The 22,336-nt window shown below is 32.7% G+C and carries 16 protein-coding genes and 1 pseudogene; 8 read left to right on the top strand and 9 right to left on the bottom strand.

Annotation, left to right across the window (positions count from 1 at the left end; all coding sequences use genetic code 11):
• Window positions 1-27 precede the first annotated feature (27 nt).
• From AC3IPI_RS19270 to AC3IPI_RS19280, 3 genes are all read left to right on the top strand, one after another.
• Window positions 28-756, top strand: a complete 729-nt coding sequence (locus AC3IPI_RS19270; RefSeq protein ID WP_489154995.1) for an NADase-type glycan-binding domain-containing protein — start codon at window positions 28-30, stop codon at window positions 754-756.
• A 10-nt stretch (window positions 757-766) separates the two neighbouring features.
• Window positions 767-1,720: a hypothetical protein gene (locus AC3IPI_RS19275; protein WP_489154997.1), complete on the top strand. Its 954-nt coding sequence runs from the start codon at window positions 767-769 to the stop codon at window positions 1,718-1,720.
• A 220-nt stretch (window positions 1,721-1,940) separates the two neighbouring features.
• The gene (locus AC3IPI_RS19280; protein ID WP_489154999.1) at window positions 1,941-3,053 is read left to right on the top strand and encodes a serine hydrolase domain-containing protein; all 1,113 of its coding nucleotides are present in this window, start codon (window positions 1,941-1,943) and stop codon (window positions 3,051-3,053) included.
• A 54-nt stretch (window positions 3,054-3,107) separates the two neighbouring features.
• Here AC3IPI_RS19280 and AC3IPI_RS19285 read toward each other — a convergent pair whose 3' ends face one another.
• The gene (locus AC3IPI_RS19285; RefSeq protein WP_039114163.1) at window positions 3,108-3,671 is read right to left on the bottom strand and encodes a DUF6642 family protein; all 564 of its coding nucleotides are present in this window, start codon (window positions 3,669-3,671) and stop codon (window positions 3,108-3,110) included.
• Window positions 3,672-4,175: 504 nt separating this feature from the next.
• Between AC3IPI_RS19285 and AC3IPI_RS19290 the strand changes: the two genes are divergently transcribed.
• The gene (locus tag AC3IPI_RS19290) at window positions 4,176-4,592 is read left to right on the top strand and encodes an RICIN domain-containing protein (RefSeq protein ID WP_489155002.1); all 417 of its coding nucleotides are present in this window, start codon (window positions 4,176-4,178) and stop codon (window positions 4,590-4,592) included.
• A 375-nt stretch (window positions 4,593-4,967) separates the two neighbouring features.
• Here AC3IPI_RS19290 and AC3IPI_RS19295 read toward each other — a convergent pair whose 3' ends face one another.
• From AC3IPI_RS19295 to AC3IPI_RS19330, 8 genes and pseudogenes are all read right to left on the bottom strand, one after another.
• Window positions 4,968-6,572, bottom strand: a complete 1,605-nt coding sequence (locus tag AC3IPI_RS19295) for a L,D-transpeptidase family protein (protein ID WP_489155004.1) — start codon at window positions 6,570-6,572, stop codon at window positions 4,968-4,970.
• 1,729 nt (window positions 6,573-8,301) lie between these two features.
• A complete protein-coding gene (locus AC3IPI_RS19300) occupies window positions 8,302-8,775 on the bottom strand; it encodes a hypothetical protein (protein WP_489155006.1) in 474 nt (157 codons plus the stop codon).
• 12 nt (window positions 8,776-8,787) lie between these two features.
• On the bottom strand, window positions 8,788-9,681 hold the full coding sequence (locus AC3IPI_RS19305; protein ID WP_489155008.1) for an RHS repeat domain-containing protein: 894 nt from the start codon (window positions 9,679-9,681) through the stop codon (window positions 8,788-8,790).
• 4 nt (window positions 9,682-9,685) lie between these two features.
• Window positions 9,686-9,847, bottom strand: a pseudogene (locus AC3IPI_RS19310) (hypothetical protein); the annotation flags it as partial.
• A 32-nt stretch (window positions 9,848-9,879) separates the two neighbouring features.
• Complete coding sequence (locus AC3IPI_RS19315) at window positions 9,880-10,377, bottom strand: hypothetical protein (protein WP_489155010.1); 498 nt, start codon at window positions 10,375-10,377, stop codon at window positions 9,880-9,882.
• Window positions 10,340-13,804, bottom strand: coding sequence for a DUF6443 domain-containing protein (locus AC3IPI_RS19320; protein WP_489155012.1), 3,465 nt, complete (start codon window positions 13,802-13,804; stop codon window positions 10,340-10,342). The genes AC3IPI_RS19315 and AC3IPI_RS19320 overlap by 38 nt, the downstream gene beginning before the upstream one ends.
• 16 nt (window positions 13,805-13,820) lie before the next feature.
• Entirely contained in the window at window positions 13,821-17,798 is a 3,978-nt protein-coding gene (locus tag AC3IPI_RS19325; protein WP_489155014.1) for a DUF5977 domain-containing protein, read from the bottom strand.
• Window positions 17,799-18,124: 326 nt separating this feature from the next.
• A complete protein-coding gene (locus AC3IPI_RS19330) occupies window positions 18,125-19,786 on the bottom strand; it encodes a T9SS type A sorting domain-containing protein (RefSeq protein ID WP_489155016.1) in 1,662 nt (553 codons plus the stop codon).
• Window positions 19,787-20,512: 726 nt separating this feature from the next.
• Here AC3IPI_RS19330 and AC3IPI_RS19335 point away from each other — a divergent pair.
• From AC3IPI_RS19335 to AC3IPI_RS19350, 4 genes are read left to right on the top strand one after another with little or no spacing between them, the layout of a single operon-like run.
• The gene (locus tag AC3IPI_RS19335) at window positions 20,513-20,836 is read left to right on the top strand and encodes an ArsR/SmtB family transcription factor (RefSeq protein ID WP_489155018.1); all 324 of its coding nucleotides are present in this window, start codon (window positions 20,513-20,515) and stop codon (window positions 20,834-20,836) included.
• A gap of 1 nt (window position 20,837) precedes the next feature.
• A complete protein-coding gene (locus AC3IPI_RS19340) occupies window positions 20,838-21,305 on the top strand; it encodes an SRPBCC family protein (protein WP_489155020.1) in 468 nt (155 codons plus the stop codon).
• A 6-nt stretch (window positions 21,306-21,311) separates the two neighbouring features.
• On the top strand, window positions 21,312-21,689 hold the full coding sequence (locus AC3IPI_RS19345) for a DoxX family protein (RefSeq protein ID WP_489155022.1): 378 nt from the start codon (window positions 21,312-21,314) through the stop codon (window positions 21,687-21,689).
• Window positions 21,690-21,708: 19 nt separating this feature from the next.
• The gene (locus AC3IPI_RS19350) at window positions 21,709-22,266 is read left to right on the top strand and encodes a DUF4256 domain-containing protein (protein ID WP_489155024.1); all 558 of its coding nucleotides are present in this window, start codon (window positions 21,709-21,711) and stop codon (window positions 22,264-22,266) included.
• The last annotated feature ends 70 nt before the right edge of the window (window positions 22,267-22,336 follow it).

Genomic DNA, 22,336 nt, shown 5'->3' on the forward strand with positions numbered 1-22,336 from the left:
AATAGTGCCAAAACTGATAATACTATTATGAAAAACTACTTAGCACTATTTTTATTTACAATAATTGTAAGCTTTACTTATGCCCAAAATTCAGATAAGAGCTTTTATCCCAAGGAAACCCGAAAAGTAGATTTAAGTACAAAGACTGACAATGAAATAAAACGACAAAACGAACTTTTACAAAAATCTAAACTTACAGCTACAGAACAAAAAGAACTCGATATTTTATTACAGAAATATGGTGAGGTTGTAGAGAGTATGTGGGATGTAGTAGATGGTGGCTGTAGTTGGTATTGTGCAGGCGGAAATTATAAAGTAAAAGCATCATCGACTTTAAACACCGAAAAAGATACAAAATACCAAGCAAAAAATGCCAATGATTTAAGCTACCAAACCGCTTGGGTCGAAGGCAAATCAGACGAAGGAATTGGAGAATATTTAGAGTATTATTTTTACAACAAAAGCCCGAGAATAACACAAATTATAATCTCTAACGGATATGTAAAATCCGATGCCGCCTGGAAGAACAACAATCGAGTAAAGAAACTACGATTAAGCATAAACGGGAAAGTATTTGGAATCCTGAATTTAGAAGACAGTAAAAATGACCAAATATTCGACCTTGGAACTTTTGGACATAACAAAAATGGAACCGACTTAATTTTAAAATTCGAAATTGCTGAAGTCTATAAAGGAGATAAATTCAACGACACCGCTATAACCGAAATCTATTTTAACGGAATTGATGTACACTAAGAAACAACAAATGAAAAAAATATTTATTCTAATTATACTTATGTTTTCTAATTATAATGCAAAAGCACAAACTCCAAACGATGTCGTTGGTTATTACAAATTAAGAGGCGGAAGCCATTACCTAAAACCCGATGGTACATTTGTAATAATAGGATACGCAACATTAATAACCGGAAAATGGACATTAAAAGAACATGGCGAAGTAAACTTTGTTCCCGACTCTCCTAAAGAATCGTTTCAGGTTTACGGAAGATATACCCCAGAGTTAAAAGAAAACTCCAAATTCATGCTCTCAAACGGATTAGACAAAGGAGAAACTTTTATGCATATTGGGAAACTTAGTGGAGTAAACCCAAAACTACAACGAGTTTATGTAAAAGGACATCATTGTATTAAATTTCCCGAAGTATATACAACAACTAAAAAAGTAGATACCATATCATTCTCTTCATTTCCCTATGATAATCTAAGAGCTAAAGATTTCAAGCCTACAATTTACACTTATAATAATACCGAAAAGTTTAACGATTTTATTGTATATCACTTTAGTGACCATCCAAATTATCATGCGTTTTCATACCTATTCAAGGATAATGTTATGTACGAGGATGAAGATGATTATAGCAAAAAACAGAATTTAAATGATGCTTTAAAAGAATCTGAATTCGGGCAAATTTCGGGTATCGATTTTGAACCAAAAATTGTACTATCTACACCAAAATATAATATTCGAGAATCAGATACAGAGGATATCAATTTTAAACTAAACTATAATTTAGATGAAAAAAGAAACGCCTACATCAATAAACTAAACTATGTGGCTGGCGAAGAAAACGCAGAGGATTATGATTACAATAATACCAACTTACTTTATATTTATAAAAAGATAGATACTTTTATTAAGTTCCAAAAAGCTTTTTTAATCGAAGAAAAATCAATTTTTAAAGATCATTGCAAAGAATAAAATTTTAAGCCTTCTTTCAAAAAACCATACAAACCAAGCTTAAAAACCACTATAAAACTATTGGTTTTCAAACATTTGTAACTACTCGTACGCCTTCTTGTAAATAGTCGAACTCATTTTAAATAAAAAAATGCGTACGACTATTTTTTGTCGTACGTATTCCATAATTATCTAAAGGATATTTGTATCAAATAACAACAACCAATAAAATTTAGAAATCATGAAAAAATTAATCCTTATCGTTTTTTTAGTATTGCCACTATTATCTATTGCACAAAAAACAACCATTAAAACTATAGTTGATAATGCCGCAACCAAAATGATCGAAAAACCTTTGATCAATTCTACCTCAATCGGGATAGTATATCAAGGACAAGAATTTATAGGACATTATGGAGAATTAGAAAAAGGAAAATCAAATGCACCAACTAATAATACAATTTATGAAATTGGTTCATTAGGAAAAACCCATACAGGTACATTAATAGCCAAAGCTGTTTTAGATAAAAAAATAAATCTTGATGATCCGGTTCAAAAATATTTAAGCGAAGATTATCCTAATTTAATATTTAACAACCACCCAATTCGCATAAAAGATTTAGTAACCCATACGAGTGGTTTGCCAAATATGATTCCATTAAGCGTAAATGAAATGCTGAAAAACTTCACCAAAAAAGAGACACCAACTGACCTCAACAATGCATTAAAAAATTATACTCAAAAAGATTTTTTCAGAGACCTGCATCAAATAAAAATTGATACCATTCCAGGATACAACTTCTCTTATTCAAGCGCAGGAATAGAACTTTTAGCAGCTGTTTTGGAGAAAGTATATAACAAACAATTTGAAGTTATATTAAAAGAATATTTTGCCAAAAATGCCCAGATGAATCATACAATGATAAATTTATCTCCAGAGGATCAAAAAAATCTTGCAGTAGGATATCATTGTGCTTACGACGAAATCACTACCCAAATGACAACATTGCCTTGGGGCGCGGGCGGAAATGTAAAATCTACAGTTCCCGATATGGTAAAATACATTAAATACCAATTAAAAAATGATGCCGTTGTAGCCGAATCTCACCGTCCATTGGTTAAAGTTAATGATCGTTTTAGCTCAGGATATTGCTGGCGAGTAACCAAAGATGAAAAACTAGGAACGTTATATATGCATCATGGAGGAGTTCCTCGCTCACAATGTTTTATTTATATAATTCCAGAATATAATTTGGGTGTATTTATTATCACAAACCAAAGTGGCGAAAACACACCAAAAGACATGAAAGATACCTTAAACGAAATATTCGAACAGATTCAGAAACTTAAATAAGCAAATATTAATCTGTTGGATGCAATTCTTAATAATTGCATCCAACAGATTCTATTAATAATACAATCTAAAATCTAGATGTTTACAAAGGTCATAGTGTTTTTGGTGTAATTCCTCCACAATCTCAATTACATCATCTTCCTCCTGACACAAACTAAAGAAAGCTTTGTCAAGCGTACTACAACTAGTTATTTTTTTAAGTGCAGTTCCATAACCCGAAATGGCTCTCGCTCCGGTAATATCAAGAAAATATTGCGCTTCCTCTTCACTTAAATCCAATATTTTTGCATTGGCAAAATGCAAAATTTTACCTTTCATTTTACCTTCAAAAATTTCGGCTATTTCCTCCAGACTGTAGTAATAATCATTAAGGCACACATTGTTTCCTTCCCCAGGCATCACCAAATATATTATTTCGTAATCCTTAAAGTTATGGTCGTCATAAAGCAAAGCGTTTAAGCTATCCTCTAAACCTTCGATAGTATCGCAAGTCTTATGAATACTCGAAATACCTTGATCAAAAGCCAGTTGTTCTAAGTTTTTAACCACTTCGGTAGTCACGTCAATCTCTACATCGGGAACAGCCTCGAGGCAGAAAATAAATTTATCATAATCCATACAATTATGTTTTTGTAGATAATCAATTTATCACAAAGGTATATTTTATTGAGGAAAATAGACCGAAACCCAAAAGACATTTTAGCCAAATTTGGAGCTTTTTCCAGCTATCCGCTATATCTTTTCATCTCGAAAAAAACGAGATAAAAAGGATGCCGCTATTATCTGGGCTAGGACGTTTGCATTCATCAAAAAATTGACTTTAAATAAGAAAAAATTTTAGAGCATAACAAAAACTATAACTAACGCGAATCTATTACTACAAAAATAGTATCCAAAATATTCTCGTTCAATGAATTACCTCTCCCATGGATAAAAAAATAGTATTCATGACAATTCATACATATAAAACACTGAATATGAATAACTTCACTAAAGAAATAAAAAGCTAGCCAAATCTATTTTCAAAAATTATTTTATTTAAAGTGGAGTTCAGAAACCACTATAAAAACGAGGTGAAATCTGAAAAGCCTTATGAGTAAGAATAAATAAATTTAAAAAATCATGAAAATACAAGTAAAAAGCAGTAGTCAATATTTAAATATATTAAACGCAAGCAATGATAATGGAGCTCTAGCCTGCCAAGGTAATACACCTACAACAAATAACTTCTTATGGGAATTAATACCATCAACAACAGTTGGAGGTTATTTTTTGATTAAAGTAAAAAGTAGTGGTCAATATCTCAATATATTAAACGCAAGCAAAGATAATGGAGCTGTAGCATGCCAAGGTAATACACCTACAACAGATAATTTCTTATGGCAGGTTATTCCTGCTGGTGGAGTTTATTTTAAGCTTCAGGTAAAAAGTAGTGGACAATATCTGAATATATTAAATGCCAGTAAGGATAATGGTGCTCTTGCCTGTCAGGGTAATACACCTACAACTGATAATTTTTTATGGAGAATTGTTCAATAAATTAAAAGAATAGTCTTTAATAATAAGGCATTATATTTCTTTCTAAATTTAAAATTCATTAAAAACTGCTTGAATATAATTTTCAAGCAGTTTTTTTATAGATATTTCTCAAGTTACTTTTCAAAACCTGATTTTTTATTTTTTATTTTTCTAAATAGATTCTCTTTGTAGGCACTGATTGCAAATCAGCGCTATCGTTGCGCATATCCCAACAATCGGGACGGATTTGTAAAATGAATTTGTGAATTTCTATAAATATATCGTCCCTCTGGGACTTAGAATGCCATAAAAAAACTCTCAAAATGAGAGCTTTTTTTAGTGTTTTTATTTGTTCTGAACAACTTGCATCTTAATACATGGCATTCTAAAATACTATCATATTTCAACTAGAGGGAAAAGAATTTTATCCAAATCTGCATCTTGGTCATAAACATCCTGAAAAAAGCTAACTTCGCCCGAATCTTTTACCCATGCAGTAAAATAGCAAATATAAATTGGAACTTTACTAGGTAATTTAAAAGTTGTTTCTTCTGTCCCATCCATAGCCTTATCTATTCTTTCTTGTGTCCATTCCGGATAATCTTTCAGCATGGCAACAGCTAATTCTTTGGCTTTGCTCATATTTATACAACCATGGCTAAAAGTTCTTTTTTCAAAATCAAATAACGTTTTAGATGGCGTATCATGCATATAGATATCATCTGAATTGGGAAAGATAAATTTCACTAATCCCAACGAATTGCTCGGACCTGGTTTTTGTCTCAACTGACCATTTACCATTTCTATATTATGATCAGCCAAATAATTTTTATCAGAAGCAATTTTTGACTTCAATTCATTTTCTACAATACTTTGTGGTATAGTCCAATAGGGACTAAAAACAATTTTATCAATACTTCCGCTAAAAATGGTGGTTTTAGTCAGTACCGTTCCTACAAAGACTTTAGAAAGCAATTCAACTTTTCCGTTTCTTACATAAATCAATTCAAAAGAAGGGATATTTACCATAATATACTCTTTATCTTTTACCAGATTAGGAGAAATCCATCTACAACGCTCCATATTAACCATCAACGTTTTTATTTTATCCGTTATTGGGATATTCATTTCCTTGATATGAACTTCAGAAATAATGTAGTTTGGTTTAAAACCGTTACGTAATTTATATTTCATAACACCATCCATTAATTCCTGATCGTAAAAATTACTTTCTGAATCTCTCTTTAAATCTCCCATTACAAATAATCGTGTCCTGACTTGTCCAATGGTTGCCGAAGTTGCGTCTGGTCTCAAATCCTTATAAGGAATGTCTGTGATAATAGGTTGCCAAGTATTATCTTGTTCTATTTTTCTGTATTTTTTTAGCGCTTCCTGAAGTTTATAATATTGATCAAAAAGAAGTTCTCCATTTACCTCTAATAACGTAGGTTTAGATATTAAAGAATCTAATAAAGTATCATAGGATATCTTTTTTTTAGGCAAAAGCCAACCAGTTTTTTTTACAGCAGCCTCGTCAAGTCCTCCATATACATTACTCATATAAATGATATAAGCAGTACTTAACAGCATATCGGTATCAGTTATAGAAGGTTTTTGTTTTGATTTTTTATCAAAAATTTGGTCAATTGCATTTTCATAAGGAATAGTAATTTGTATTCCTTCTTCATCTGTAACTTTTAATTTTTGGTACAATAAATTTCCAAATTCAGTGATTTTATTTCTATCATACCAAATCGTTCCATACGATCTGTTTTTGTATAATAAGACAACATCGTTTTGATACTTTTTAAAATCAGGATATCTTTCGAAAAAATCATTTAAAACTTCCTTGTCTACTAAACGGTCATTATCATTTGTAATTTGACCATTAGAATATGTAGCAATTTTAATCTCATTTAAGTCATTTTTTTCATATCTCCCAAAAGAGGAAACAAAAAAACAAAGGCCTAAAATTATAGCGGATGGATATAATGTTTTCATTTTTTAAATTTTTACAGTAGTACATAAATGCAAAGTTTTTAAGTAAAAATTCGGGGACTCTTTTACCTACCAAATTTACCATATAACACTGTAAAACAAGTTATTACATTCTGTTTTAATGTTCCAATATTGCCATGTTATCATCCTTTATATCAAGCATATACAGGATAAATCTGTCAATTATATCATTTTTTATATCATCGTATAATTAAGCATGCTCCAAAAAAACAAGCTCAGGATTAAAGCTAATCGGATTTGATTCGGCTTTAAACCATAAAAAAACCTCGCCATTTCTGACGAGGTTTGATTGGTTTAATATTGTGGGTGCGAAGTCGGAGACATTCGCACAGCGTTTCCTTAGAACACTTCGGAGAGCGGTTTTTGTAAATGCTTTTAAGCTAGTTTATCATTCTAAGTTTTTAAAAAATACTCTTAAGATTGCTAAATACATCCTTAAGATTAAAGTTATATGTGCATTTCTTTTTTGCGCTTATTATTATTTCTTAATTGCTCTTTTAGTTTGGCTAAAGTTTGAACTTACTGTAAATGGAGCCGTTATAGCCTTTTGTACATTTACGTCTTTAACTATTGCAACTGTATTCTATTTTAAAGGTGCTTTTCAAGACTTATTCTTTCCTAAAAATAACAACAATCAAAAACCCTTTACGATTGTTTAAAAAAGAAAAAAACACTCATTTCTGAGTGTTTTTTTTACGTTCTGTGGTATTTATATAAAGATTAAAATCATTATTAAGCTAATCATTGCACCCCATAATAACCTAGCCTTTATTCGTTCTTGAAGCATTTCTTTTCTTCGTCTATTTTCTTGTATTAATCTTGAAACTTTCTTAAAATCAATGATATCTGTCGTCATATCTTATTTTTTTACAAAATTACAGCGAATAATAAAAACGAATTAATCCATAATAGGCTTATTTATAACACAATAAGACAAATTTAATTCGCATTGGATGCAAACAAACGGTCTCACTACAGTCGTTCTCTTTGTTCCATTCTTCGCTTCCAGTCGTTCGTTCTTCTCTCCGTTCCCGCTCCTCATTACACACGTTCTCTACCTTGCGCTCGTCGTGGCTACTTTTATTTTTTTAGCTGAATAGTGTTGTTTCGCTCCGCTATACCTTTTTCAGAGGAAAAAAAACAAACCGCCACTTGTGTATTGGGCGGTTGCTCTCTCGCCCAGCCATCAGCCTCAATAGGAACCCCGAAGTGTCGGGGCTGATTTTGATTATTTGTTCCATTATCATTTCACCTTTTCGGCTGCCGTTTCACGCTGCTAGCCCTACAGCCCCGAAAAAAGGGCTTCCCGTTCTAGTGTGGCTGTACGATTGCCGCAACACCGCGTGGCGCTCCTCGGGAAAACTCCGTAAAAACTACTTTTTCCCTGCGGTGCTTCGGGGTGTTATTTATACACCTTATGTGTTCAATCGCCACAAGGCTAGGCTTGTTTTTTTAAAACTTTTTTTTAAAACTTTTTGCTTTTAATATCAAATGAAAATTAAAAAATCTTCCAAAAAAACAAGCACAGGATTGAAGCTTATCGGGAGTGATTTTGTTTTTAAACATAAAAAAACCTCGCCAGTATTTGGACGAGGTTTGATTGCTTTATACTCTTTGTCGATTATCGTTGTAGGTTCGAAGTCGGGAGACTTCGAACAGCAGCGGAGACTTCGAACAGCTGGGTAGGTCAGGTAATCACTACCAATTTTATTTACATAAATCCTATTAATTTATTACTATAAATTATTTTATATGGCTTTTTATTCACTATGCTATCTTTACCCCATCTATCTTTTAAATAATCTAATTTTTCTATGTAAATGAACTTATACTTTTTAGATAAAGAAGGTTTTATTAACATTATAATATCCGTTTTTTCATCAACAATCTTAGTTTTTGAACGATTATTAATTCGGATAATTTTTGCTAAACCAAAATTCTTAATTGTTCTTATCGAATCATTGTACAAAACTTTAAAATTATTTTCAACTGTCATATGTTCGCCATAATAAAAATCTGTAAATAATAATAAAGAATACTGCTCTTCCTCTGCATTATACTTTTTTAAAGTTTTCTCAACAACATGCTTAAAAGATGCATTTTCATATTCTATAAATTCAACTTTATATGGTTTACAACTTATTAACAAAAGGATAAGAAAAATAAATATTTGTATTTGTTTCATATTATGGTAGAATTATTTTTTTTGTTGTTCAGATTCCACTTTTTGAATTATTTGCGTACGTTGTTCTTTAGTCACTTTTGTACTTGCACCTCTATCCATTAAATTACCGTTTCCTTGCTGATCATTTAAACCAGCCACATGACCATCCTCATGAGTACCGGTACTTGTTACTACTGGATTGCTTTTTTCAGAAATAATAGGATAACCTTCTTTGTTATATTCAAAATTATTAGGGATATTCACCTGTGTTTTACTTGCTTGTGTATTTCCATCAGGTGAAGTATAACCTTTGCCATTTGCTTCTCCTGGAATACCATTTTCAACAGTTATTGCATCATTGTACTCCCATATAATTGTTGCTTTTGGGTCATATACAACATTTGTAGTTACAGTTTCTCCATTTGCTGTTTTCCCATTAAAACTGTTTTCTGTAGAGCACATTCTTTCACTTACTAATTGACTAACTTGAGCAGAAGTTGCATTAAGAGTATTATTAACAACATTGACATTGTAGGTCAATGTAATTGATTTCCCATCTTTTGAACGTTCAGATACCAATTCTAACCCTTCTAATTCTCTACCCATTCCCATTTTATTCTCTTGGAATGCATAAGTTGAGTTATAAGCATATTGTTCTGCTAATGGATCAATACTCATAAATCTGCCAATAGCATAATCATAATTTCTCCACTTAAATGAATCCCAATTTAAGCCTAGTTCGTCTTGACGCTCTTGTCCTTGGTACTTATACTTATAATTTGGTTGTAAATCGGTAGAATTATACCCTTGATGTTTTAAACCAAAAGGATAATAATTGTTTTCTTCAAGAATATCAAGTTTCCCTGTTGTTTTGTTCTGCGCATAACTGACTCTAACATTCCCTAAATGATCAGTGTAATTAAACACGTAGCTAAAAGTATGTATAGCAGGGTTCGAAGTCGGGAGACTTCGAACAGCAGCGGAGACTTCGAACAGCTGGGTTCATCCATCTACCAATTGCAGCGTCGTAATTCCTCGCTCCGTAATCATATACATTTAAGTCTAATTCGTCTTGTAATTCTTTTCCATTGTACTTATACTTGTTAAACTAGCTAACTAAATATATTACCTAACTGTAAAATCAATGAATGTAGGTTCATAAACAACAGGTGCTTCTAGACTATCCTGAGATTTTTGACAATACATTATATCTAGTAATTTCTCATTTGTTTTTTTTAATAAATGATTTTCTACATCTCCATATATTAATACTTTTCTATTATTATAATTGGCATATCCCTTAAGAGTTTTAAAATAATAATTTGATTTATATTTTTTAAAAAAAGGGAATTCAGTTTTTGTTATACTTATTGCAAAGTCCTTAGAATCTTTTTTTTCTATATACAAAACAAAAATATCCGATGAAATATCAAAATCAACTTTATTAGTATCAATTTTTTTTAACTCATTTTTTATTTCTTTATTAAGTATTATGTATGTTGGATTCAGCTTCATTATATCTTCTCGAGAATATTCTTTTTTTTGATTACAACTAATCAAAAAAATTAGAGAAAAAGCTATTAAACTATTTTTTTGTTCGGTTAATACTTCCTTTAGCATCATATAAAATGTACTCTTTAACTTTTGCATCATATACTCTTAATTTTAAAAATTCATTTGGGAATTTCCCTCTCATTTCTGAACTAAATTTTTTATCCCCAGCTCCATAATTTTTATCTCTTATGTCAAACCCAGATGGTCCAGAGTATCCCTGAATTCCACCTTTTTTAGGATGACTGTGAATGTGTTCATAAGAGTTGCCATTCCCCTTTCCCTCATTCATAAAACTATTTAATAAATCTGAGGCACCCCATTCTTTATCTTTTGAATGTGATGTTGTAATCCAACTATTTGCGTTTTCATTAACTTTTCCCCATTCTACGGAGGTATTTTCTGCTAGCCATTCAAAAACTTTGGTAGATGATTTATCATTACCCATATAAAAATAGTCATAACTTCCATTAGAACTTTCTCCTTTATTTTTATCTTTCAAAACATTCTCTTTTACAGTTACAAATTCTTCTGTCTTATTTCCTTTAGAATCTAGTTTATATAATCTATCAACGATTTTTTTATCCTCTGTGTATTTTTTATCATCAAGATATTTAATGTTCCCATTTTCATCAACTCCATACGTGTTTGGGGCCATCCCATCTGGGTCAATGTAATAAACTGGATTATTAAACGCATAATTATATGGAGACCATCTTCGCATTTGTTCCGCTAGCGGGTCAATATTCATCCATCTACCTAAGGCTGCATCATAATTCCTTGCGCCGTAGTCGTAAAACCCAAGCCCCAGTTCGTCTTGCAGCTCTTTCCCATTGTACTTATACTTGTAATTCGGCTGTTTATTATCCGTATTATACCCTTGATGCTTTAAACCAAAAGGATAGTAATTGTTTTCTTCTAATATTTCCAGTTTATTTGTTGTTGGATTCTTAACATAGCTTAATCTTACGTTCCCCAAATGATCCGTGTAATTATAAACATAACCAAAAACATATGTAGTTGCATTGGTACTTGTATTTCTTACATATCCTTCTGCCGTTGGGAAAAATTGTAAAACATCGTTCTTATACTGAAAACCTCCTACTAAATATTTCGTATTGGTTACTACTCCATTCTCGGTTACATTTTTTTCTAATTTTTGTCCCGTTGCATTGTAAATATAAGCAATCGTATTTCCTGTTCCAAATGTTATTTTGGTAGGTAAGTTAAGATGGTTATACTGTATTTTAGTAATGTTTTTGTTTTGGTCTTTTATTAGGTTTCCGTTATCATCATAGGCATAATCGTCTTCGGTATCGTTATACCCATTGCTATCATCTTTAAATCCTTGTGGGTTATTGGATGTATCGGTTACTTTCATAAGCTGATTAGAATTTTCGGGATAAAAATATCCCAAATTATCCATATCATCTACATAAGGATTACTGGATACTCCTGCCATAAACTTGCGTTGCATTCGGGTAATGTTTCCGTTTTTATCATAATCCATATTTTCTCCAAAATAATTTTTATTGTCTGTGAGCTTTGGAGTCTGATACGTAGCATTCTTAAGGCGGTTCAATTGATCGTATTGATAACCATATCCTCGAACAACTCCTATACCATCTGAACCTGCTGCCCAGAACGTTTCGGCTATATTACCGTTATAAAGTGCCTTGGCTGCCGTTGCATTTCCCTCAACTTTATTGTAATTTATTTTAAAAGCAAATAAATCTTTTGGATCATTGCCATATTGTAAGTTATCGGTATTATTAATTCCTGTAAGCCAGCCTCGTATATTATACTTATAGTCAATTTTCTGAAATGGACTTGATGCTGAGTTTCCTACATTTTTATTTATAAGTTGCCCTAATGCATCATAGGTATTATTTGCCAAGAGTTCTTCGGCAGCAAAACCAATTCTATGAAAGTGTGTAAGCAAACGGTCTTGTATAGAATATGTGAAATTTTCGAGTGTACTAACACCCGAATCTGATATCGTTCTTTTGTGAGCTGTTAACGAAGTAATTTTTTTACCTGTAAAATCTAACCTATCCTGCACATAGGTATATCCTCCCAAATAATTAATAATATAGCTTTCTATTGGTTTTCTGTTAGTATCATAAAACAGAGAGTTTGTTTCTCCTAAAACAATCGATTTACTTGTAGTTATTCTAGTCCAGCCACCTGTTACTAGACGAGTTTCCATAGATAAAACAGATTGTCCATAAATAGCCGAAGGTTTTGGAGCAAGATTAGGAAAATGATATGTATCGTAATAGGTCGCTGTAAGTAACTTAAAACTTGATGCTGACGGAATACTACTAGTCTCTACTTTTATCCCTTCGATCATTCCTGTTTTTTTTTGAGTCTCTATTACTGGAATTACTGCGTTTTGAGTTTTTTGCCAAGTTTGCCTTGTACCGCTATTACATACTGTATTATCCCATCCTGTGTATATTGATCTGCCAAAAACATCATACTTCGTTAATAACCAGCCTACAGTTGTATCATCCTGAAATGGAGAATTTGCAGGTCCCGTCGCCACAACTCTATTAAGTCTGTCATAAACAATAAACTCCCATTGTTTTCCTGGCAATTTTTTCTCTACCAATCGGTTGCGATTATCATACTTATACTGATAACATAAGTTATTCAGGATTTTATCACTTATTGCTCCATCGGCTTTTGGAGGAATCACATAGGTTAAGTTCCCATATTCATCATATACATAGTAGGTATCGTGTTTTTTATCAGACTCATAAGTTCTCTTTAAAATAAGCCTTCCTTCTTTATCTTTAAATTCTACCGTGCTTCCTTTTGTTTCAGAGAGATTTGCTGAGGAATTTTCGTCATAAGTAATAGTTTTATACAACTCATTTTTGTCATAATACTTATTATCCCAAAAAGTTATATCATACAATCCTGCTGTAGCATTCCAGATTGTGGCGGCTTCTAATAATCGTACCTCATTTGTAGTATTCGTTTGGTAATCTAACTTTATCTCATGACCGCTACCCATTGCCCAATCGTTTCCAGGTGCGGCTTGTTTTAAAACTCGGTTAAGCGGCGAATTTTCGAACTTTTTCTCTGAGAAAGGATTTGCTGTATAATCGTATTTTTCGGTACCATACAACACTTTTGTAGCATTAATTGCTGTTTGCCTATCCATTTTTGGATATTTATTGTTGCCATTGGGCAGCGAAAAAGACAAATACTCTTTCTCTTGCCTACCAAATCCGTCATATTCTATTGGGGTTATGATGTCTTCTCCATTTCCTCCTTGCCCAATAGCAATAGTTTGTATAGGACGTCCTAAACCATCAAAGTAAGTTACACTCTGGTTCATTTCTTCTTTTTTCAGCGTTTTAAAATAATCTGCTGAAACTCCTTTTTTGGGTGAAGCTGTATAAATAAAATTATCATCGCTAAAAGCCTGTGCCACTACAGTAGCATTCGAAAATAGTAGCAAAATAATTAGTGATAAGTACTTTTTCATATTATTTAGTTTATGATTAGTTTGTTTCATAAGAAGGTTGCATAATTGTAAATACTACATTCTTACAATCATATCCCTTAAAGTCTGGTATTTTATTTGGTGGAATATTTGGTGCAAAATCTTGATATTGCTCAGCGCTACAACTAAACTCTTGCCAGCATTGAGATAATCCTTCTTGAGCCTGATTGTCGGCATCATCCTGTGAAATAGTTGAACTAAACTCACCCGCTGGGACGATATAGGCTACCTTTACCATACCGAGGTACTCCGAAAACATATTTAAATAACCACTTAGTTCATTGCTTAAATACATACAACTACCATTAGCATTTGCATAAGCTTGCCCGTTTTTGTTTACAGATATTTGTGCAATTTCATCAGCTGCTGCTTGTGAAGTAAGAGAATAAGAAGTCATTGCAGGAACCGTATACACTACAGAAGTGCCTGCTGTTCCAGATGCACAATTATTCTTGGTAAAAACACCACTTTTCTCCTTATTCCAAAAAGCGCAATATCCATTTCTATTAGCATTAACTTGCCCATTCATGTTCATATCGTTCAACGCTTTATTATCGGCATCTTGCTGTGAGATTACAGAAGTATAAGTTCCTGCAGAAACTGAATATACTAAAGGTCCAGTAAGCCCTGAACTACAATTAGCTCTATAAAAAGTTTTACTTATTGCTGTATTACGATATACTGGAGCAACATCTAGCGAAATATCCATAACCTGCCCTTTGTAATTGTAGAAATAGGCTTGTAAAACATTCTGATCATTATCTTTTACAAACTTTAATCGATTAAAATCATCGTAATCATAGTAAGTCATTGTGCCGTTTATATCTCGCATACGGCTTATTCCTACCAATGGTTTATATGCATAAGTAGTTATCAATGTATTGTATAATCCTGAATACCCATACCAAAATCTATTTAATGCAATAATCATATCGCCTTCGGTTCCTTTATCCCAAGATGAAGCATTTTGTACTCCATTAACCAAATAGGTTTGGATGTTCTTATAAGCAATGTTATCTACCTTGGCAACAGGCAATGTTTTATCATATCCCCATACAATAGATGTTGGCGTACCTCCATCTTGAGTATATTGCAAGAGATTCCCTCTGTCGTCATAAAAATCGTAAGAGATTTTCTTGTCGGTAACAGGATTTAAAGCTGCTTTCCCCTTGTTTTCGAGTATATAACTCGGTAACAACAAATTGCTGGTAGCAATGCTTTTATCATAAACTGTTTTTTGCTCCGATAGCTTAATTCCTCTTCTAAATGTTTGTACATTGAGCGGTTCTCCAATTCTGTTTTGGGCAATTAGCTCTTTTACAAATGGCTCACTTGCCATTTGAGAATCTTGTGGATAGAAATAGTTGGTTTCTAGTTTTTCGTTTTTACTATTGCTCTTAATAACTTGTGAAAACAATAGCGGATTGTTATTGTAAGTATATGATTCTGTAGTCTCTAGTAGAGTCTTTTCGTTAAAGTAACTAATGCTTTTTGAAAATTTTGGTCTGAACCATTGTGAGGAAATTGGGTATAAAATGTATGCAATTCCTATAGCATCGTAGAAATAACCTCTAGTCTCTATCATTACCCCAAAATCTGGAATAATAGAAGTTCCAAAGCTTTCATATTCGTTTATTTTACTTTCAATTCTTTTAAAAATAGCATCCCTTTTAGCATAAGTGTCAACTTGTAATAAATTTCCAACTTTCCATCCTATATACTTATCCGTTTTATCATTCATTTTTCCATTACCAATTGCTTGATATCCGAGGTCATCATGCGTGAAATTTGCTAAATAGGTGTACTCAATCTTACCATTTTTAGCTTCATTAGTAGCATTTATATCAAATTCAGTAACATTTTCATATGCTACAACACTTTTGCTAAGATTAACTGATGGCAGCTGAGACTGACTTGAAAGTTTATAGCTATTTGAGAAATTAGGAAAGTAATTTTTTTCTAAAAAGAATGGGTAATTTATACAATAGCCGCTTGATTTTTTTGATAAAAATATTTTATAATCAAATTCTTTGATTAAGTCATTCCCATTGCTATCAGAGGTGATAATTTTTTTAATTCTCAATCCTCCTACCTTTTCTCCCTCATCTTCATTTTCTATTTTTTTTTCGTCCCAAGACAGAGCTACTGTAAAACCATATCTTGAAATTGGATAACTTTGTTTTTTTGCCTCAATTATATATTTACCATCTGGTAATTTAGGGTTATTTTGTCTACTGCCTAATCCCATATAAAAATTAGGATCTGTAACGCCATATATTCTAAAAGTAAAATGTGCATCAGTTGCATAAAGGTTTTCACCTGTGACTCCTTCAACATCAATGAATACTTTAAAATCACTAACTCTATTTTTAATTTCGAATTCTTTTGAATAAAGATCTTTTAACTGAGCCATAGGGTTTTCTTCTAAATGAGAATTTCCTAAATCTTCATAGGGAGGTTGTAATAATTCATGTCTCGATACAATAGGTGTAAATGAAGTATTTTCTTGTTTGTTTACAATGAGTCCAACCTGATTGCTTTCATAAAAAAATGCTCTGCTACTTCCAGTTGGGTATTCTATTTTTGTTAATATTCCTGCTTTGGCATATGACTCATTTACAGCACGATTTGCTGATCCGATTGTTGTTTCAATACCTTTTCCATAGTAAACAATTTGAGGGATTAGAGAGCTGTTACTTCTCTCTCCATTATAATACCCCCATGCATCCTGAGCATATGATGTTTTATTTGGCAAATCCATTGGGTCATAAGAAAACTTAAAAGGCGGTAACTTTTGTCCTAATGCATTTTCTTCTTGGATTGTATTTAATCTTAATCTATAAACACTGCTTGATCGATCACCTATTACCCAATTGAACTTAATGTCAGGAGAGATAAAATAGTCATAATTAAAGCTGTATTTTTTTAATAATATATTGCCTGCTTTAATAAAAATATTTCCTAAAGCTTTTGTTTTTGGAGCGTCTAGCCGATCTTCTATTTTATTTTCAAAAATAACCTCTTGAGATTTTGAAGTAATTTTATTGATGTAAGTTTCTTTAATTTTCCTTTGTAGGTAATTCTCATCTCTGTGATTATAGTTCGAAGAGTTACTATCATAACATTTAAAAATACTGCTTTCGGTTTTAATAATTTCATCATAAAAATCACTTTCTTGGTAGAATAAACTTATTAGGTCTTTTTTTGGACTTTCAATTTTTACTAAAAACCATGATGATATATAATCTGTATTACTAGTTTGGCCAGTAATACCCACTTCACTATTATAATTATAACTGGTAACTGAGAACTGTCTTTCTACCTGACTTCTGTTGTCCGTATCGTTTGTATTCCCAAAATAATATTTAATTCCTTTTTCATCTGTAAAAATCCATGAAGAAATAGTGTTATTAACATTAAAAATAGGAGTGATTTTAATATTACTAAAAGGAATTTGCATAAAGGACTGTATACTTTTATTATAATAAAAACGACCGCTATAATTCAGGAAACTGAACATAAAACTATCTGGTTCATAATCTCTACTATCTAAAGAATTAGTAACCTCATTAGTAAACTGGGCATTATTAATTCCTATACGAAACTCATTCACGGTATGAGTTGTATACATATAGCCCGTTGGAGCATCGTCTGGCAATTGTTTTATAGTTCGGGAAACAACTCCACCTGCATTTAAATTCCAGCCTAATCCTACTTTAGAGGCTGTTTCTTCTACTTTAATTCCTCCAGAATAATAGGATAACGAAATTGGGATTTCTAATTGCCCTTCTTTAAAATTATAGATAGGAATACTAATATCTACAAGGCCAGAGTTTAATGACACAGGCTGGTCAATATATTTTCCTAATGAAGCAACTTCAGCAGAAGGAGGTTTGACTTGTAATACATTTTGCGCAAAAAGATTATTACTTGATATTACAAACGACAAAAATAAGATTATGAATTTTGTTTTCATGAATGTTTAAAAATAAAAAAGGTGTTACTATTGTGAAAAAATGTTATAATATTTTAAACTAGGTTGCTTTTAAGTTTTATGTATTTCTCTCTTAATTACCTCCAGTGAATGCTATTTACGTCAGTTACTTTTATTAAATAAATTCCATTAGGGAATTGGCATAGATCAATGGAGGGTTATTTATAATTAGGAAAGTTTCGTAACGTATTACTAATTTTAAACTTTACAACCTTAGTTATTTTTACTCATAAATACACGGATGATATAGGTAAAAAGTATTGCTGTTAAGATGTCCTGTATTTACAGTTCTTATTTTTTATCAAAATCTAATTTCTCCCTCTTCTTATTACTTTCACACCATCCGTTTGCACATTGGTTTTTATATTCACCACATAAATTCCTTCTGGGTAACGGCTTAAATCAATAGGAACGGTCCGGTCTGTGATTGCGAACTGCTGGAGGATGCGTCCCGCCATATCTACAACCGTAGCCGTTCCTTTTTCATACTCATATCCTATAATAATATTGGTAAATGTTACTGCGGGATTAGGAATGGCTTCTATGCCTTTGGGTTTAACTTTTTCGGGTTTGGTCTTGTCTTTTAACTTGACTACCCAAAAATCATTACCTCCTATAGTAGATTTTTTCTGTTTGGATGTACCGGAGTTGGATGTTCCTGCCATTAAGTAACCTCCATCTCTGGTTTCGAATAGTTTTTGTAGCACATCATCACCATTGCTAGCTACATTTTTCTTCCAGATTTCTTCGCCTTTATCATCAATTTTTAAAGCAATATATCCTGCCTCTTTGTTTTTATTGACAAGTCCTGCTGCTTTTCCGGCAATTCCATCTTTAGCGTATTCATTTTCGTTTTGAGAATACCCTCCAATTAAATAGGTTTGATCTTGGTTTTCGACCAAAGAGGTCAAAATATCCGTTTTACCAAAATCATAAGTCTTACTCCATACAACATCTCCTTTATCATCGAGCTTTAATACCCAATAATCGGTACCATTGCCTACCATACCACCTAAAGAAGTAAGCGGACTGGTACTATTTGAATTTCCTCCTGCTATATATCCGCCATCTAGTGTTTGATGAACTACATACAACTGATTGTCTCCATCACCTCCGTATGTTTTTTGCCATTCGATACCACCCACACCATCAATCTTTATGATCCAATAATCGCCTATCCCTGCATTAGGTTCTGTTTTATCTCCCGATTGTGGAGAATTAGAATATCCTCCCAAAATATATCCTCCGTCTTGGGTTTGCTCCATGCTTCTTAATACATCGGCATATTCTCCTCCGTATGTCTTTTGCCACTCTACAACTCCCGCTTTATCTAATTTTACAATCCAATAATCCATATTGCCACGGCTTATCTCCGATTTGGTATATATATTTGGTTTAAAATCTAATGCTTGTGTAGTTTCTATCGTTTCGTCTGTTATTTCCGGGCTAGAGCTAGAAGAACCTCCAAGTATATATCCCCCATCTCTGGTCTGGAAAGCGCATAAAAGTTCATCCTGACCACTGCCACCAATAGTTCGTTGCCATAGTTCCTCACCATTGGCATCTAGCTTAATTACCCAAAAATCAGTACCTCCTTTGCAAGCATCTTTTTTCTGAAAATCATTAGGAGAATTAGACGTTCCTGCAAGAATAAAACCGCCGTCTCTGGTGTTTTTTATGCTTTGTAGTAAGTCGAAACCACTTCCTCCAAAGCTTTTTTGCCAAACTAACTCCCCTTTTTCATCCATTTTCCAAATCCAATAATCTAAATCGCCATTATTATTGTCAGCCTTATTACCTGTTTTATCAGATAAAGAACTTCCTGCGAGTATAAAACCATAATCGGCTGTGGGTTGTGCATCAAAAAGATAATCAGCATGTATTCCTCCATACGATTTTTCCCAAAGGATATCTTGGGAATACATGAATAATGGACAAATACACATAAGTAATAAGTAGTGTTTTTTCATTTTTTCAGATTGCTTAATTATACAATATGCTTTTTTGTAAGTAAAAACTTTAAACAAATAACAATAATAGGAATAGTTTTCTTTAAAAACAAATTACTCTAATTATTTCGTAATAAATAAGTTACAAAAAACTATATCGTTTGAGTAATAAGTAAGAATAACTGTTATTTACATGAGGATTTTCCGCAAAGAGTATGTAATCCTTGGCGAAGAATTAACCGCAAAGCGCGCAAGAGTTTAACGCAAAGCGCGCAAAGTTTTTCTACAATCTTGTCTTTCTGAGGAACGAAGACACGAGCAATAGCGAATTGGCGAAGCAATCTCCGCGACAAACTTCATAATCTTTGCCGAGTCACTCACGGAGACCCTTCCTGCGTCAGGGTGACAAGATTGTGGTTTGTAGCAAAGAAATAAACGCAGAGTTCGCAAAGTCCCGATAGCTATCAGGATACGCAAAGGTCGCAAAGCTTTTAATTTGAGTAATTTGTGGTTAATTTCATTAAATCCGTGTAATCTGTGGCAGAAAATTAACCGCAGAGAAAGCGCAAGAGTTTTACGCAAAGAGCACAAAGTTTAAATTAGTGCTAATTCGTGCAATCTGTGGCAGAAAAATCAACCAAAAAACACTTATTATCTTTAGTAATCAAACACTTAAATAAAAAAAATATCAGAAAAATTTTGCGCAGTCAAATAACTGCACTATATTAGCAGTCAAATAACTGCAAAATGGAAATTCGTAGAGATGTATTTCAGGCAATAGCCGACCCTACTCGCAGGGCAATATTAAGTCTAATTGCAATACAGGCAATGACTCCTGGTGCAATAGCAGCAAATTTTGACTCATCGAGACAAACTATTTCTAAACACATACAAATACTCACAGAGTGTGAATTACTGAAACAAGAACAAAACGGAAGAGAAATTTATTATCACCTTAATCCCAAAAAGATGAAAGACGTATCCGACTTTATTGAGCCATTCCGCCAAATGTGGGAAGACCGATTTAATAAATTAGAAACAATAATGAAAAACTATAAAGACATTATCTAACATGGAGAAAAAAACAAAAATCAATGCCGAAAATGGCAAACAGGAAATAGTAATTACACGAGAATTTGATTTGCCTCTGGAATTGCTTTTTAAAGCCTACACCGAACCCGAAATTGTAGCACAATGGATGGGAACCAAAGTACTGAAACTCGAAAATAGAAAACACGGCAGTTGGCAATATCAAACAAGTGACGCTAACGGGAATGTAGTATTTCAAGCCAATGGCACCATTCATGAGTTTGTTCCGAACCAAAAAATCACACGAACTTTTGAAATGGAAAACACACCATTTGCTGTACAACTTGAATTCTTAGAATTTGAAAAACTTACAGACAATACAAGTAAACTAGATATACATATCATATATAAATCGGTTGAACTTCGAGACCAAATGCTCAAACTACCTTTTGCCCAAGGCATAAATATGGCACACAACCGATTACAAGACATTGCTAACAAATTAAAATAACTTATCATGACAAAGAGAAATAAAATTATCTATTGGATTGCTACACTCTGGCTAGCATTAGGAATGCTATCAACTGGAATAGTACAAGTATTAAAATTAAAAGAAGAGGCCGATATGATGGCACATTTAGGTTATCCGCTCTATTTTTTGACCATACTAGGTGTTTGGAAAATATTAGGTGTTATAACAATTCTTATTCCTAAACTTCCGTTATTAAAAGAATGGGCATATGCAGGTTTCGTTTTTGCAATGTCGGGTGCAGTATTTTCTCATTTTGCAAGCGGTGATGGCGCCAAAGAATACTTTGGACCAATATTATTACTTGTTCTAACTGTTATATCTTGGTATTACAGACCTGCAGACAGAAAAACCATTTTAGTTTAATTTTTAATCAAGAAATAAAATGAAAAAAGAATTATCCCCAAAACAACAAGAAGAACTTCTTGACCTATTAAAAACTCGTTTTGAAAAAAATAAGGCTCGTCACGAAAGCCTTGAATGGGCCAAAATACAAGCTAAACTAGAAGCCAATCCCGAAAAATTATGGTCGCTTAATGAAATGGAAGAAACTGGTGGAGAACCCGATGTTGTAGGACATGATAAAAGTACCGACGAATACATTTTTTACGATTGCTCAGCTGAAACCCCAAAAGGTCGCAGAAGCATTTGTTACGACCATGTAGCACTAGAAGCAAGAAAAGAACACAAGCCAAAAAATAGTGCTATTAATATGGCAACAGCTATGGGTGTTACTATCTTAAACGAAGAAGAATATCGGGAATTACATAAACTCGGAAAATTTGATACAAAAACATCCAGCTGGATACAAACCCCAGCGGAGATAAGAAAACTCGGTGGTGCTATCTTTGCCGATTTTCGCTATAATACTATCTTTATATACCATAACGGTGCCGATTCATACTATGCCGTAAGAGGATTCCGTAGCTCGCTTAGAGTATAAAAAAATGGTACGCGGATGAGACGGATTTACTTCGTAAAGACGCAGATAAAAACTGATTTTTTTCTTTTTC

Source organism: Flavobacterium sp. GL_143, from assembly GCF_057834355.1.

Coding starts and splice junctions, on each gene's coding strand:
- AC3IPI_RS19270 (WP_489154995.1), top strand. CDS start 28: ATGAAAAACTACTTAGCACTATTTTTATTTACAATAATTGTAAGCTTT.
- AC3IPI_RS19275 (WP_489154997.1), top strand. CDS start 767: ATGAAAAAAATATTTATTCTAATTATACTTATGTTTTCTAATTATAAT.
- AC3IPI_RS19280 (WP_489154999.1), top strand. CDS start 1,941: ATGAAAAAATTAATCCTTATCGTTTTTTTAGTATTGCCACTATTATCT.
- AC3IPI_RS19285 (WP_039114163.1), bottom strand. CDS start 3,671: ATGGATTATGATAAATTTATTTTCTGCCTCGAGGCTGTTCCCGATGTA.
- AC3IPI_RS19290 (WP_489155002.1), top strand. CDS start 4,176: ATGAAAATACAAGTAAAAAGCAGTAGTCAATATTTAAATATATTAAAC.
- AC3IPI_RS19295 (WP_489155004.1), bottom strand. CDS start 6,572: ATGAAAACATTATATCCATCCGCTATAATTTTAGGCCTTTGTTTTTTT.
- AC3IPI_RS19300 (WP_489155006.1), bottom strand. CDS start 8,775: ATGAAACAAATACAAATATTTATTTTTCTTATCCTTTTGTTAATAAGT.
- AC3IPI_RS19315 (WP_489155010.1), bottom strand. CDS start 10,377: ATGATGCTAAAGGAAGTATTAACCGAACAAAAAAATAGTTTAATAGCT.
- AC3IPI_RS19320 (WP_489155012.1), bottom strand. CDS start 13,804: ATGAAAAAGTACTTATCACTAATTATTTTGCTACTATTTTCGAATGCT.
- AC3IPI_RS19325 (WP_489155014.1), bottom strand. CDS start 17,798: ATGAAAACAAAATTCATAATCTTATTTTTGTCGTTTGTAATATCAAGT.
- AC3IPI_RS19330 (WP_489155016.1), bottom strand. CDS start 19,786: ATGAAAAAACACTACTTATTACTTATGTGTATTTGTCCATTATTCATG.
- AC3IPI_RS19335 (WP_489155018.1), top strand. CDS start 20,513: ATGGAAATTCGTAGAGATGTATTTCAGGCAATAGCCGACCCTACTCGC.
- AC3IPI_RS19340 (WP_489155020.1), top strand. CDS start 20,838: ATGGAGAAAAAAACAAAAATCAATGCCGAAAATGGCAAACAGGAAATA.
- AC3IPI_RS19345 (WP_489155022.1), top strand. CDS start 21,312: ATGACAAAGAGAAATAAAATTATCTATTGGATTGCTACACTCTGGCTA.
- AC3IPI_RS19350 (WP_489155024.1), top strand. CDS start 21,709: ATGAAAAAAGAATTATCCCCAAAACAACAAGAAGAACTTCTTGACCTA.